This is a genomic window from Roseovarius sp. S88 (assembly GCF_037023735.1).
Taxonomy (GTDB): Bacteria; Pseudomonadota; Alphaproteobacteria; order Rhodobacterales; family Rhodobacteraceae; genus Roseovarius; species Roseovarius phycicola.
This window is the reverse complement of record NZ_CP146069.1, coordinates 1,369,570-1,382,590: the sequence shown is the minus strand read 5'-3', so window position 1 is coordinate 1,382,590 and position 13,021 is coordinate 1,369,570. Positions and strand designations below refer to the sequence as shown.

General features: G+C 55.7%; 12 protein-coding genes. 4 read left to right on the top strand and 8 right to left on the bottom strand.

Annotation, left to right across the window (positions count from 1 at the left end; all coding sequences use genetic code 11):
* Nucleotides 1-14: 14 nt before the first annotated feature.
* The 7 genes from RZ517_RS07030 to mgtE all read right to left on the bottom strand — a co-directional run bounded on the left by RZ517_RS07030 (nucleotide 15) and on the right by mgtE (nucleotide 7,310).
* Nucleotides 15-938 carry a DMT family transporter gene (locus RZ517_RS07030; RefSeq protein ID WP_317055193.1) on the bottom strand — a complete coding sequence of 308 codons (924 nt, stop codon included), beginning with the start codon at nucleotides 936-938 and terminating at the stop codon, nucleotides 15-17.
* A complete protein-coding gene (locus RZ517_RS07025; RefSeq protein WP_338550749.1) occupies nucleotides 935-1,747 on the bottom strand; it encodes a TIGR00282 family metallophosphoesterase in 813 nt (270 codons plus the stop codon). The genes RZ517_RS07030 and RZ517_RS07025 overlap by 4 nt, the downstream gene beginning before the upstream one ends.
* A gap of 307 nt (nucleotides 1,748-2,054) precedes the next feature.
* Nucleotides 2,055-3,230: a Hint domain-containing protein gene (locus tag RZ517_RS07020; RefSeq protein ID WP_338550748.1), complete on the bottom strand. Its 1,176-nt coding sequence runs from the start codon at nucleotides 3,228-3,230 to the stop codon at nucleotides 2,055-2,057.
* A gap of 123 nt (nucleotides 3,231-3,353) precedes the next feature.
* Nucleotides 3,354-4,322 carry a Hint domain-containing protein gene (locus RZ517_RS07015; RefSeq protein ID WP_338550747.1) on the bottom strand — a complete coding sequence of 323 codons (969 nt, stop codon included), beginning with the start codon at nucleotides 4,320-4,322 and terminating at the stop codon, nucleotides 3,354-3,356.
* A gap of 576 nt (nucleotides 4,323-4,898) precedes the next feature.
* A complete protein-coding gene (locus RZ517_RS07010) occupies nucleotides 4,899-5,366 on the bottom strand; it encodes an OsmC family protein (protein ID WP_338550746.1) in 468 nt (155 codons plus the stop codon).
* Nucleotides 5,353-5,919, bottom strand: coding sequence for a 5-formyltetrahydrofolate cyclo-ligase (locus RZ517_RS07005; protein WP_338550745.1), 567 nt, complete (start codon nucleotides 5,917-5,919; stop codon nucleotides 5,353-5,355). Before RZ517_RS07005 ends, RZ517_RS07010 begins: the two co-directional genes overlap by 14 nt.
* Nucleotides 5,916-7,310 carry a magnesium transporter gene (mgtE, locus tag RZ517_RS07000; RefSeq protein WP_338550744.1) on the bottom strand — a complete coding sequence of 465 codons (1,395 nt, stop codon included), beginning with the start codon at nucleotides 7,308-7,310 and terminating at the stop codon, nucleotides 5,916-5,918. Before mgtE ends, RZ517_RS07005 begins: the two co-directional genes overlap by 4 nt.
* A 128-nt stretch (nucleotides 7,311-7,438) precedes the next feature.
* Between mgtE and guaD the strand changes: the two genes are divergently transcribed.
* Complete coding sequence (guaD, locus tag RZ517_RS06995; RefSeq protein WP_338550743.1) at nucleotides 7,439-8,752, top strand: guanine deaminase; 1,314 nt, start codon at nucleotides 7,439-7,441, stop codon at nucleotides 8,750-8,752.
* Nucleotides 8,753-9,181: 429 nt separating this feature from the next.
* Here the strand turns inward: guaD and RZ517_RS06990 are convergent, their stop codons facing one another.
* Complete coding sequence (locus RZ517_RS06990; RefSeq protein WP_338550742.1) at nucleotides 9,182-9,763, bottom strand: YceI family protein; 582 nt, start codon at nucleotides 9,761-9,763, stop codon at nucleotides 9,182-9,184.
* 340 nt (nucleotides 9,764-10,103) lie between these two features.
* Between RZ517_RS06990 and RZ517_RS06985 the strand changes: the two genes are divergently transcribed.
* The 3 genes from RZ517_RS06985 (at nucleotide 10,104) to RZ517_RS06975 (ending at nucleotide 13,014) form a co-directional block, all read left to right on the top strand.
* Entirely contained in the window at nucleotides 10,104-11,177 is a 1,074-nt protein-coding gene (locus tag RZ517_RS06985) for a glycosyltransferase family 4 protein (protein ID WP_338550741.1), read from the top strand.
* A complete protein-coding gene (locus tag RZ517_RS06980) occupies nucleotides 11,167-11,958 on the top strand; it encodes an inositol monophosphatase family protein (RefSeq protein WP_338550740.1) in 792 nt (263 codons plus the stop codon). The genes RZ517_RS06985 and RZ517_RS06980 overlap by 11 nt, the downstream gene beginning before the upstream one ends.
* Before the next feature lie 102 nt (nucleotides 11,959-12,060).
* A complete protein-coding gene (locus tag RZ517_RS06975) occupies nucleotides 12,061-13,014 on the top strand; it encodes a zinc-dependent alcohol dehydrogenase (RefSeq protein ID WP_338550739.1) in 954 nt (317 codons plus the stop codon).
* Nucleotides 13,015-13,021: the final 7 nt, after the last annotated feature.

Here is a 13,021-nt window from a genome sequence, read left to right as displayed (position 1 = left end):
ACGGCTCCTTTGAACTAGGTTTGATCTTCTTCGATCACACGGCCCGGCACAAGCACTCGAGCGGCACGTGGCTGGACCAGGAACATGCCCAATAGCATCACGCCCAGTGCGAGCCAGACCCAAACCGAATAGCTCTCGCTCAGGATGGCCATGGACCACAGAACACCCATGGCTGTGACCACATAGCTGGTTTGCGCCGCAAAAACGGACCCCGCACGCCCGACCATCCAGACATAGCAGGCATAGACAAGCGCGTGCAGCGCGGCTGCGGCGATGAGCGCGATCTCAGGCTTTCCAAACGTTATCAGTGGATTGATCCATTGCCCCGACACCAAAGCCATGGGAAAGGTCAGCGCCATGCCAATAAGTGACGCCCCAAAAATCACCTGCATCGGGTCCAGCCCCTGCGTGCCCCATTTGGCCACCAGGTTGCCTTCGGTCGCATAGAGCATTGGTGCGCATAGCGCCAAAAGCACAAACCCCGCACTCGCGCTGGCGGGAAGGCTGGCCTCCGGCCCGACCAATAGGATGATTCCAGCGAGGCCAAACCCCAATCCAAGCAGTCTTTGGGGTTCAAATTTCTCGTTGCCCAGCGCGATTGCAATGGGCAGTGAAAACATGGCCACCGTTGCCGTGACAATCGACATCACACCACCCGGAAGTTGCGCCGCAGCAAGATAGAAAAAGATATCCGGCAAGACAGCACCGCATAGAGCAACCATGACGAAAAGACGAAGATACTGACGCTTCATTTGCAGCTTGCGCCCCCGCACCAAAGTCACGCTGCCAAGCATCAGAACAACCACCACCAGCTGCCAGAAAATCAAACCAAAAGGTTGGTGCCCTGTGCTGACGGCAATCTTAGTGAGCGGAATGGTCAGCCCCCACCCTGCCCCCATGGCGAAGAGCACCGCATAGAGCCAAACGGTGTGTTTCATGGTCCCGACTGAGGCAATCGCCCACCATGTCGGACCATCTCGACGCGCGTGGCTTTGCCTGTGGCATCGTCGGTTTCCACGTAGAGACCGCAGAGCGTCACGTCTCCCATAGCAGGCTTGAACCGTTCCTTGCCCATACCCGTCACAAAGCGACGCATGGGTTCGGCCTTTTCCATGCCAATCACACTGAGGTAATCGCCGCACATGCCTGCATCACTTTGAAATGCCGTACCGCCTGGCAGGATTTGCGCATCGCCCGTGGGCACATGGGTGTGGCTGCCCACAACAATGCTGGCGCGTCCGTCGCAATAATGCCCCATACCCATCTTCTCACTTGTGGCTTCACAATGAATGTCTATGAGGCTGGCCTGCACCGCGCCCCCCGGAACATGCGCTTTCATCACCGTGTCCACGGTACTGAACGGATCGGCAAAGGCGCGCTTCATGAACACTTGTCCAAGCACTTGGGCCACAAGGATTTTTCGCCCTCGCAAGTCTGAAAATATCCGATGCCCCCGCCCCGGCGCATCCTTGGCAAAATTGAGCGGTCGGATGATGCGTGGTTCACCCTCAATAAACTGCAGCATATCCTTCTGGTCAAAGGCATGATCGCCCAGTGTCAGGCAATCCACACCAGCATCCAGCAGCGCCTTGGCATGTGCCCCGCTGAGGCCGATACCGCCCGTGGCGTTCTCACCATTGACCACCACGAAATCGAGTTTCCAATCGCTGCGCAACTGCGGCAGCCGGTCTGCCACAGCCTGCCGCCCGGCGCGGCCCACAATGTCACCAAGGTACAGAATTCTCATTCAGCGGTGGTAGAGCGGAGGGCGAAAAAGGGCAAGAGCGGGTTTGAAAGCAGAGCCGACCTTCAGGAGTTGGCTCCAATAGATTAACGTCTCTGTTTTCAGGGATTTGGACGTCGGTATCACGTCGGTATCGTGTCGGTGTTCCGTCGGTGCGCTACATGTGATCTAAAATCGTGGCCGATGGGTTAACGTGGGGTCCAAAACACTGGGTGCGTTTTGTGATCAAAAGTTGGAGAACGTCGGCTGTGCGGACGAAGCGGACATTTGACCTTCTAAAGACCTGGTTGCCGTGGTTTGATAGACTTCGCTAGGCGGCAACTAAAGCGCTGCATTGGATCTCTCCTAACGCGTCGACGAGCACCTCAGCTTCGTACTTTTTAAGAACCGGCCGAGCGGTATCGCAATGTTTCATCTGACCGAGTTTTAAACCGGTCTCAGTTTGCCAGCCGGTTGCGGCTAGTATCGCTTTGTGGGCGGTTTCACCCAAGAACAAGCTTTCCGTCCAGCAGCCGTTTGATTTGATAACTTCATGGGTGTCGAACAAGAGATGAAAATAGGTGACGGGGTTATCCGATTTATCCACGTCAATGCCTGAGAAGCCAACCAGATGTTTGGCCGAGACCAAGACCTCAAATGTGCCAAAAAGCAACTCCACCCTGGTGCCACACACCAAAACCCTATGTGACGGCGAAAGTCGTATTGGTGCGGAATTTCCCAGCACATTCGCCGGAACCAAGATGCACCTGACATCTGGATTCCAACGCAAAATCGTTCGGGCGATGGGCGCTTTTCTAACGGCGCGCAGAGTGACGTAGCCACGGTCTTTGCTCAGGACACGCGCGCCCGGCTCCAGGTTTTCCACCGCAATGTCACCGATGTCAGAAGCTATGCGGGTACCAGAGGTAAAGCAAACAGGTCCCGGCGTTCCGGGTGTCGGCGTTCCTTCTTGCAAGTTCCCATCGGCATCTCGCAAGACAGAGGTCGCATTCGGTGCGCTAGTGTTAAGCGTTTCTCCTGCACCCTGTAGCGTTCCACCGCTTGGAAAACCCGCTGGCAATCCGCCCGGATCTTGCGCAGGGCTTCCATAGGACAGTTGAATGTAGTTTCCATCAGGCGCAACAAGGTAAATGGTGTCAAACTTGTTGCCTTCCCCGTCTTCGAGAAACCCGCCGTTTGAACTCGCAGAGTTGTTGTTTCCATTGGCGCCGTAGAACCCAGCGGGCGGATTATTGTAGGTCCCGACCACAGTCGCCGTGTCACCAGGCGCGATTTGGTCTCCCGACCCAAAAGTGTGAAGCAGTCCATTTTGATCTGACCAAATTTGATAGCCATCCAAATCAATTGTGGTGTTTGAATTGTTCTGGAACTCCACATACTCATCTTGTTTGTTGGCACCGCCCTGCCCATTCACGTTGACAGCACCGCCGCCAGCGTTGTCAGCGAGAATCTCGCTAAAAAACAGTCCATTCAAAAAATCGGGCACTTTGGGCAATCCACTACAAGGCGACGCTTGGGGATTTTGCTGCGCAATAGGTCGATAAAATGGCAGTATTCTGACTTTTGTCAGCGGTTAAACCAATAAAATATGGTTATCTGCCTTCTTCATTCAGGCGGCATAATTCAAAAGCATTCGTGCTTCCCTGACCTTTAGGACTGGGCGCGACGTCAAACATGCGACTGAATCACTCATATCTTTACTTGGTTCGAAGCCCTCATCCATTTGGGCAATAGCGGACAATGCAATCTCGCCTGGGTGCAAACTTTCAGTCGGCAATCCGTTCGACCAAATCATTTCGTGCTGGTCAAAAAGCAAATGAAAGTAAGTTCCTGTCCACGTATCCAACACATCGACACCGGGCTGCCCGACAAACGCTTTCGCTGGAACAAGAACGTCGTTTTTACCGTAAAGCATTTCCGCACGCCAATCGCGAAGGCGAATACGGTGCTGCGGTGACACAATCAAATCAGACCAGGGAAGTCCGTTCTGGAACGCTCCCGCTCGGAGTCTTATGGGGTAGAGGTTTGGATTCTGGATCAGGTCATTTTGACTCAGCTTTCGCTTTCCGATCCATTTGACAGGGCGCAAGCCGTTATCGACGGTGCGAACATTGTCGCCAACCTGCAAACTTTCGATTGGTCGGGGGCCAAGCTCCGTGTCAATAATGGTTCCGTCGGCAAAACAGATGGTAATCGGTGGTGGGTCGGCCGTCAGGTCGCGTTCACCGGGATCAAGTATCCGAACGCCACCAGAAAGTCCGTCACCATACTCAAAGCTAATTTCGTTCAGGCTGGGCTCACCAATTTGAACGTTCTCGGCACCTTCCAACGACAAATTGTCTTGGGGGTCATAGCCACGGAGCTGGATGTTCAGGTCATCTCTAGTAAAGCTGTCTAGGTCAACAATGGCTTGATCCGCAACAGTGTCATCGCCCCCGTATTCAATCTGAAAATTGCGCACATTGCTGTTGGCCGCGACAATGGTCACGCTTCCGCCACCAGGGATGTCGATAACAACTCTGTCGCCGTTAGACACTTGGACGGTCTGCCCGTCCTGCGTGACAACTATTGTCGGCATTCACCTGCTCGTTCCGCCTCGTGCCCGCTCTTTGGCGAGTTTGAACCTCATTGTGTGTCAAAACTGGTTCTCGAACAAGCCATTTGGCGATGCGTCAGTTTTCTGTAGGCATTAAAGCCACAAGCTACGTCCGCTTTGAGCTCTGAGCGGCCTTTGCCACTGTGCGCAATTTTCATACTGCGCCGTGAAGATGCCTTGGGTTTGCCCTCGCGATGCCCACTTCCTTGTTCACTTGGAGAAGTATGTCTGGAAATTACTGGGATCATCACACAGGTCCACACCTGAAACCGAAGACAGAGGAACCCGAGGTACGCCGACGGTGCCACATCTGTCATGGATCGAGCTTGATGCATTGTCGTATCTGCTCGGGCAAGGGAGAAGTCCTGAAAGGTCGCGACCTTAATGGGCGCGCTGTCTTCATTCAGTGCGAGGGGTGCTACGGCAGAAAGACGGTCCGCTGTACAACTTGTGCTGGATCGGGTTGGTTGTAGTCAGCCGCAGCAGCTCCGAGCCCGACGTCCAGTAATCAAATCTACTCGAAAACCAATCCCAGACAGGCCAAGGTTCATAACCGCTTCACCCGACCTCATAGCGCGCCTCATAGGTCACGGGAAAGTTCACCGAGCGCGCAATGAAGCAGGTTTTGTGGATTTCATGGTGGATGGCATCCGCCTTGGCTAGGTCCGTGCCGTCTGGCACTGTGATCACCGGGCGCAATGTGGCACTGAGAAACCGCCCCGCGCCAGAGGGCAGGCTTTCCCCCACGGCCACAGGGTCATCAACATAGCCCTGCACGGCAATGCCCGCATCGCTGGCCAGGTGCAGATACCACAGCATGTGACAGGCACTGAGCGAGGCAATCAGCAAATCTTCGGGGTTGTGCAGCGTTGGATCGCCACCCAAAAGCGGGTCGTTGGAACACTGCACCACCGGCTTGTTCGGGGTCTCGATGTTCCAGGTGCGGTCATAGGCCCGATAGCTGGCAGTGCCCTGCCCGCGATTGCCGGTCCATCTCACGCGTGCGGTGTAGTCATGATTGGCCAAATTCGATCACCTCTGCTTCTGTGACCACCATGTTGAGGGGCTGGTCCGTGGGTTCCAGCGGCAGGTTTTCTGCCTCCTGCGCGCCATAGGCAAATCCAATCGCCAAGGTGCCACGTCTGGCGCGCAGCCGCTCCAGCGTACGGTCGTAAAACCCGCCGCCATAGCCCAACCGCCCGCCTTGTCGGTCAAAGGCCACGAGTGGCACGATCAGGATTTCCGGCTCAAAGAAGTCATCCACTTCCGGGATTTGCGCGCCAAATGGCCCGTCTTTCAACGCACATCCCGGCTCCCACCTGGAGAAATCAAGCGGCTCGCCCTCGACCTTGATCACAGGCACGCCTACAGGGCCATGTGCCGCCGCCTCGGCCATGGCGGGCAACGGGTCTATCTCTGTGCGAATGGGCATGTAACCCGCCAGTGGCACGCCACGATATCCGGCCAAAACCTGCGACAACAGCCCCGCCGCACCAGGCGGTGCGGCCTCATGTGCCGTCTTACGCCGGGCAAAGGCCGCCTTGCGGGCCTCGGCCTTGATCGCCGTAAGATCACTCATAACAGCACCATAGCGGCCAGCCCGAGAAAGGCAAAGAAACCAACGACATCCGTGACCGTGGTCACAAAAGCCCCTGACGCAAGTGCGGGGTCAATGCCGATACGTTCGAGCATGACCGGGATGACTGTACCTGCAAGCCCGGCCATGACCATGTTGATCACCATGGCGGCTCCAATGACATATCCAAGCTCCGGTCCGCCGAACCACAAAACGCCAACGATCCCCATCACCACTGCAAAGATCACGCCATTGACCAGCCCCACCAGCACCTCTCTCCGGATAAAGCGCCAGACGTTTGACCCGGTGAGGTCCTTGGTGGCGATGGCGCGCACCGCAACCGTCAGACTTTGGGTGCCGGCATTGCCGCCCATCGAGGCCACGATGGGCATCAGAACGGCCAACGCCACGATCTGCGCAATGGCCGCTTCGAACTGGGCAATGACCAGAGACGCAAAGATGGCCGTGACAAGATTTACTGCCAACCATGGAAACCGCCGTTTCGTCGTGTCGATGACCCGGTCACTTAGCGAGCCCTCTTCGCTCACACCGGCCAGACGCAAGATGTCTTCTTCGTGCTCATCATCCAGCACGGCCATGGCGTCATCGATGGTGATCACGCCGACCAGCCGCTCATCCTCATCAACCACGGGGGCGGAAATCAGGTGGTACTGGTTGAACGCATAAGCCACGTCGCCCTCATCCTGCGCCACGGGGATCGTGTGAAAGGTGTCTTCGACGATAGAGCTGAGCATGACTTCGCGACGTGACGACATGAGCTTGCCCAAGGTCACATTGCCGACGGGTTTCAGGCGCGGGTCGACCAGTGTGACGTGGTAGAACTGATCCGGCAGCTCTTCCTGGTTCCGAATGAAATCAATGGCTTCTCCGACATTCCAGTGCTCTGGCGCCATGACAACTTCGCGCTGCATCAAGCGCCCTGCAGAATACTCGGGATAGGTGAGAGATTGTTCAACCAGCGTCCGGTCGCTGTCTTCGAGCACGTCCAGAATGGCCGCGGCCTGCCCCTCTTCGAGGTCTTCCACGAGGTCCACAACGTCATCAGATTCCAGTTCCCGCACCGCCTCGGCCAGAACCTCGGGACGCAGGATCGAAATCACTTCTTCACGGATGCTCTCGTCAAGCTCGGTGAGGACGTCGCCGTCAAACTCGTGCCCGTAAAGCTCGATCAAGCGGCGGCGGTCAAAGGCGTTGATCTGCTCCAGAAGGTCGGCGATGTCAGCGGGGTGCAGCGGCTCCAACTCAGCCCAGAGCATGGCCTGATCGCCAATGTCCACCGCATAGATGATGCGCGCCACGGCCTGACGATCCAGCACATAGGCATCGTCGTCGCGCTCGGCCGTCTCTTCGATATCCTGCAGCTCTTCGGCCATGCGCGCCCTCTCCCTCTGCCGCAAGCTTTACGGAATGAGGGCGCGAAAAACAACGCCAAGTCGTGCATTTACGGCACATGCGGCTGTGCGTATCCTGTGTCCGGGGCTAAGTGCAGCAAAGGGACGTCATGGCGGGCGCACAAATCATCACCGGACATGTGCTGTGCTTTATCGCCTCACCGTTTGAGGTGCCTGCGGCAGAGTCAGCTCGGATCGAAGAGGCGGCGCTTGTGCGCGATGGGTCTGTGGCGGATGTTGGGACGCTGGACAGCTTACGTCAGGCCGCGCCAGAGGCCGAAATCCACCGATTTGACAAACATCTCATCTCGCCGGGATTTGTCGACGCGCATGTGCATTATCCACAGACGGCAATCATCGCATCCTGGGGCAAGCGGCTTTTGGATTGGCTGGAGCAGTACACTTTTCCCGAAGAGATGAAGTTCCACGATCCGGACTATGCGCGTCAGATTGCGGCACGGTATTTTGACCTGACACTGGCCAATGGAACAACCACTGTGGCGAGCTTTTGCACCAGCCACTCGGCCAGTTTGGAGGCGTTCTTTGCCGAGGCGCAGATGCGTGGACTACGAGCCGTGGCGGGCAAAACCTGCATGGATCGCGGCGCGCCTACAGAGCTGTGTGACACCGCGCAATCGGCTTACGACGACAGCAAAGCGCTGATTGAGCGTTGGCATGGGACAGATCGGCTGAGCTATGCCATCACACCCCGCTTTTCGCCCACATCCACCCCGGAACAACTAGAGTCGATAGGGACATTGTGGGCCGAGCATCCGGATTGTCTCATGCAAACGCATCTATCGGAACAAACAGAAGAAATTCAAAAGGTTGTGTCGCTTTTTCCAGAGGCCCGGGATTATCTGGACACCTACGAGGCGCATGGTCTTCTGGGTGCGCGTGGCCTCTACGGTCATGCCATTCACCTGGAGCCGCGCGAGCGGGCGCGTCTGGCCGAGGTCGGAGCGTCCGTTATCCACTGCCCGACCTCCAACACATTCATCGGCTCTGGTCTCTTTGACCTCGCGGCGAGAGTGGCGGACGGCATTTCCGTCGGGCTGGCCACGGACACTGGCGGCGGGTCATCCTTTTCCATGCTGCGCACCATGGCCGCCGCCTACGAGATTGCCCAGCTTTCCGGCGCCGCAGTCCATCCTGCCCAACTCTGGTGGCTGGCCACTGCGGGATCTTCGCGGGCGCTGCATATGAGCGACAAGATCGGCACTATCGCGCCGGGGATGGAGGCCGATCTGGTGGCCATTGACCTCGACTCAACGCCAGGGATTTCCCAAAGGAGTGCCCGAGCAGAAGATATCTGGGAAGCGGTATTCCCAACGATCATGATGGGAGATGACCGGGCCGTGAAGGCAGTTTGGGTTGAGGGAAAGAGAATAGAGATGGACGCCTGTAAAACACAAAACTTCTGATCAAAAACTGGTGTTTGAAGGTGCAAAAAGGCGCCTGGTAGAGCTTGAAACAGGGGGCTCAAACAGGGTGAACACTAGTCAATAGTCTTGCGTCTTTCCAACATGGTGACATCCAGCAAAGAGGGCAAACAACACATAGCCTTGGTGGCGTTCCTGAAAATGCGGTCAGATCCTTGACCACATGATACGGCCAAGAACTCTACTCCAGCTTCAGCCGCCGCACGGCAGTCAACTTCTGTGTCACCACAATGTGCCTTGGCTCCGGCGTACGGTCTTCGCCTAGGCAGCACCGGCACCTGCCGCTACAACCACACATTCCTCGAAAAAATGAACCGAGTTCCAAATCGCCAATCGTGCGATGAACACCATCCGGGTTTTGCCGCGCCGTTCGGGATGTCAGCTGATCGCTGGCTGACGAGGTTTTGCGATTTACTCCATCTTCATGGCTTCGGTTTCGATATTGATCGCGACCTCGTCACCAACCAGCCCGTTATCAACCGCATAGGTCATGCCAAAATCGCTGCGCTTGATTGACGTGTTCATTGAAAGCCCCAGAACTTCGCGTTTATGACCAAACGGGTATTCCCCAACTTTGTTGAGTTGGACGGTTAACGTGACAGGCTGAGTTTGCCCCAAGATGGTAAGGTCCCCTGTTACGGTTCCGTTCGTGTCCGAAGTTGGTGTACCACCAGAGGCAACGAATGTGATCTCGGGGTGCTCGCTCACATGTAGAAAGTCCTTGTTGCGCACATGCCCGTCTCGCGCCTCGTTGAAGGTGTTGACGCTGTCAGCGAGAATTGTCACGTTCACATCTTTCAGCTCTTGCGTTTCGTCATCGTACGAGAAGCTGCCGCTGAGGCCAGTGAATACTCCAAGCGTCTTGGCGTATCCAATGTGATCAACTTTGAAGTAGATCGCGGTGTGGGTCGGATCAAGCTCATAACGCGCCATGTCGGCTTGTGCAGATGTCGCGAGCGCGGCGGCTACGGCGAAAGCAGTGAAATTTCTCATGTGAACTCCTCAAGTTATACCTTTTTCAGGATTGTCGACCAGCCTGGTGAAACATCGTCCCCGGACCACAACGCACGACCGTCAAACTCAGTGTATACTTTTGCTCTTTGAGCGAACTTCAAATCTTAGCGAGGACACGTCGAAACGCATCCTCCTTATTATACTTCCGCGCTACCAAACGCTATTGGTTGTCATGCGCATAGCCTTTTCTGTGTTGCCGATAGTCCAAAGGATGCAAGCTCATGTCCTACAATCCAAGTAGGGTTCAGTGTCACACAAAAGCAAAAGAGCGCCAAACAACTGGATGACTCATAACGTCGCTAAACCCTCTTCAAGACCTATGCGCAAAGCAGCTTTTGCCATCCCTGGTGATGTCTCTGCACTCACAGGCGGCTACAAGTATGACCGCAAACTCATCTGCGGACTGCGTAACTCGGGATGGAGCATCACGCTTCTTCAGCTCGGAGGGTCCTTCCCAAACCCGACGCGTGATGATTTGTCCGACGCGGCACGCCAGCTTGCAACGGCGGGCGATCAGCCGATCATTGTTGATGGTCTTGCACTTGGTGCATTTGACCCTGAGGTGATGCGTTCAATCCGGTCCCCCATAGTTGCACTGATCCATCATCCTTTGGCCTTGGAAACCGGGCATTCTAGCGCAGAGCAAACACGATTTTTGAAATCAGAGCGCCGAAATCTCAGGCAAGTTTCACATGTTCTCGTTCCCAGTCCACATATAGCTAAAGTCTTGGTGTCAGACTATGAAGTCGACGCAGCGCGGATAACCATCGCAAAACCAGGAACAGACCACAGCAGGTGGCCAGCCGCCAAAGTTGATCCGCCTCTGATTTTATCCGTGGGCATTCAGGTACCGCGCAAAGGCCATGACATACTCATCCAAGCGCTCGCACGCATTACACCACTCTCGTGGAAAGCGGTAATTGCGGGAGAGGCAATAGACGCCAACCACGCCACGGAGCTTGCGCACTTGGTGACAGAGTTGGGTTTGGACGAGCGTGTGACACTCGCAGGTCGTGTCTCAGACAAAGATCTGTCGAAGCTCTATGCCCAATCCAGTGTTTTTGCGCTTGCGACGCGGTATGAAGGTTACGGGCTGGTGTTCGACGAAGCTATGTTCCACGGTCTGCCGATTGTGACATGCAAAGCTGGTGCAGTTTCAGACACGGTGGCGACGAATGCAGGTATTATTGTTCCGCCAGAAGACCCATCATCCTTTGCTGACGCGCTGGCCCAAACACTGAGCGATGACAGATACCGGGCTCAAATGGCGTCGGCATCAGCGCAGGCCGGAGCGGCACTACCGACTTGGGCTGGCACCGTCAAACTTGTCGACACTGTGCTGCGGCAAGTCACTCTGACGTCAGCATTAAAGGGCTGGTGCGATGACGGGTGATGACATTTCGTTTGCAAAAGAAGTCGCGCAAGAAGCAGGGAAAATCCTGATTGAGTATTGGCACGAGCGCAAAAAGCTTTCGGTTTTGTGCAAAGCAGCTGGTGAATTTGTTTCCCAAGCAGACTGCGCCTCGGAGCGTTACTTGCGTCAGCGGCTTCTAAGTGCTTTTCCAGAGGATGGCTGGATGGGAGAAGAAACCGGCACGCGTGAGGCCGGTCCGCGCCGATGGATTGTTGATCCTTTGGATGGTACAACGAATTTTTTGCGTGGTCTTGACCATTGGGCAATTTCGATTGCGCTTGAGGACGCAGGCGAACTCACCCTGGGTGTGGTACACGACCCCATTCGTCAGGAAACTTTCTCCGCACAAATTGGCAAAGGCGCATGGCTCAACAATGAGCCGGTTTCAGTCGCTCAAACCCGAGACATGTCTCACGCTCTGTTTGGCACGGGCGTGCCATTCGGCGCAATGACGCATATCGAAGATCACGCATCTGATATAGCGAGACTTATGCCACATTGCGCGGGTTTGCGGCGCATGGGCGCTGCATCGCTGGATTTATGCTATGTCGCAACCGGGCGTCTTGACGGTTTTTGGGAAAGACGGCTTCAACTTTGGGACATTGCGGCCGGGCTTGTTCTGTTGCGCGAGGCAGGCGCGCATGTAGAGGGTTGGCGACAAGATGAACGCCCGGAAGAGAGCGGCACGATTGTCACTGCAGTGCCCGAACTCTTTCCCGCCTTTTCTGCCTCTTTGCGCTACGCATCACAAGGTGTTTGACGCGAGCCTTTCCGTACTAAGTTTAGATACAAATAAGGAAATCCATGATGCATTTTTGTTCTCCGGCACGCCTGAAAATGCCAACTGAGACAACGACCTGACATGTCAGCAAGGGCTCTTTGGTGTGTCGGTTCGGCGCAAGCAGATATCCGTCCTGCCGCGCTTGGAGAAGGCGTGTTGGTCGACACGCTCTACTCGGGCATCAGCCGCGGGACGGAACGAAAGGTTTTTGAGGGAAACGTGCCCGAAACTGAGTTTTCGCGAATGCGTGGCCCAGCGCAAGAGGGTGAATTCCCTCATCCTGTCAAATACGGTTACAGTGTTGTGGGGCGTGTTTTGGAAGGTGAATTGAGGGACCAAAACGTTTTTGCCCTGCACCCCCATCAAACAGAGTTTCGCCTGCCTGACACCATGCTCCATCCACTCCCCGAAGCGTTGCCGCCCGAGCGAGCAGTATTGGCCGCAAATATGGAAACGGCGCTCAACATTCTTTGGGATGCCAACGCCGGACCCGGGGACAAAATCTTGGTCATCGGAACAGGTGTTGTTGGCGCGCTGGCGGGGTATCTTGCGGCAAGGATACCCGGGACAGAGGTCACGCTGGCAGATATCAATCCAGATCGTTCGACCGTCGCATCATGTTTGGGTTGCGAATTTACGATGCCGGACACAGCTCCGCAATTATGCGATATTGTCATACATCTGTCCGGATCTGCTGCGGGATTGCAAACCGCAATTGATTGCGCTGGAAACGAGGCTCAGGTGATCGAGGCAAGCTGGTACGGCGCGGGCACCATCGCTGCACCTCTAGGTGGTGCTTTTCATAGCCGTCGCGTGAGCCTCATCAGTTCGCAAGTTGGACAAGTGTCCCCCAAACGCCGTCCACGCTGGAGCCACAAAAGACGTATAGGCAAGGCTCTTGAGCTGTTGTGTGATCCAGCCCTCAATGTGCTGATCTCCGGGGAAACTATGTTTGAAGAGCTGCCACAGGTTTACGGTTCGGTTCTGTCTGATCCCGACACACTTTGTCATCGCGTCCGCTACACTTCAAAATAGGGAAAAC

What these genes read in the sequence shown, in the direction of transcription:
- RZ517_RS07025 (WP_338550749.1), bottom strand. Translation starts at nt 1,747, where the DNA reads ATGAGAATTCTGTACCTTGGTGACATTGTGGGCCGCGCCGGGCGGCAG.
- mgtE (WP_338550744.1), bottom strand. Translation starts at nt 7,310, where the DNA reads ATGGCCGAAGAGCTGCAGGATATCGAAGAGACGGCCGAGCGCGACGAC.
- RZ517_RS07005 (WP_338550745.1), bottom strand. Translation starts at nt 5,919, where the DNA reads ATGAGTGATCTTACGGCGATCAAGGCCGAGGCCCGCAAGGCGGCCTTT.
- guaD (WP_338550743.1), top strand. Translation starts at nt 7,439, where the DNA reads ATGGCGGGCGCACAAATCATCACCGGACATGTGCTGTGCTTTATCGCC.
- RZ517_RS06985 (WP_338550741.1), top strand. Translation starts at nt 10,104, where the DNA reads ATGCGCAAAGCAGCTTTTGCCATCCCTGGTGATGTCTCTGCACTCACA.
- RZ517_RS06980 (WP_338550740.1), top strand. Translation starts at nt 11,167, where the DNA reads ATGACGGGTGATGACATTTCGTTTGCAAAAGAAGTCGCGCAAGAAGCA.
- RZ517_RS06990 (WP_338550742.1), bottom strand. Translation starts at nt 9,763, where the DNA reads ATGAGAAATTTCACTGCTTTCGCCGTAGCCGCCGCGCTCGCGACATCT.
- RZ517_RS07030 (WP_317055193.1), bottom strand. Translation starts at nt 938, where the DNA reads ATGAAACACACCGTTTGGCTCTATGCGGTGCTCTTCGCCATGGGGGCA.
- RZ517_RS06975 (WP_338550739.1), top strand. Translation starts at nt 12,061, where the DNA reads ATGTCAGCAAGGGCTCTTTGGTGTGTCGGTTCGGCGCAAGCAGATATC.
- RZ517_RS07015 (WP_338550747.1), bottom strand. Translation starts at nt 4,322, where the DNA reads ATGCCGACAATAGTTGTCACGCAGGACGGGCAGACCGTCCAAGTGTCT.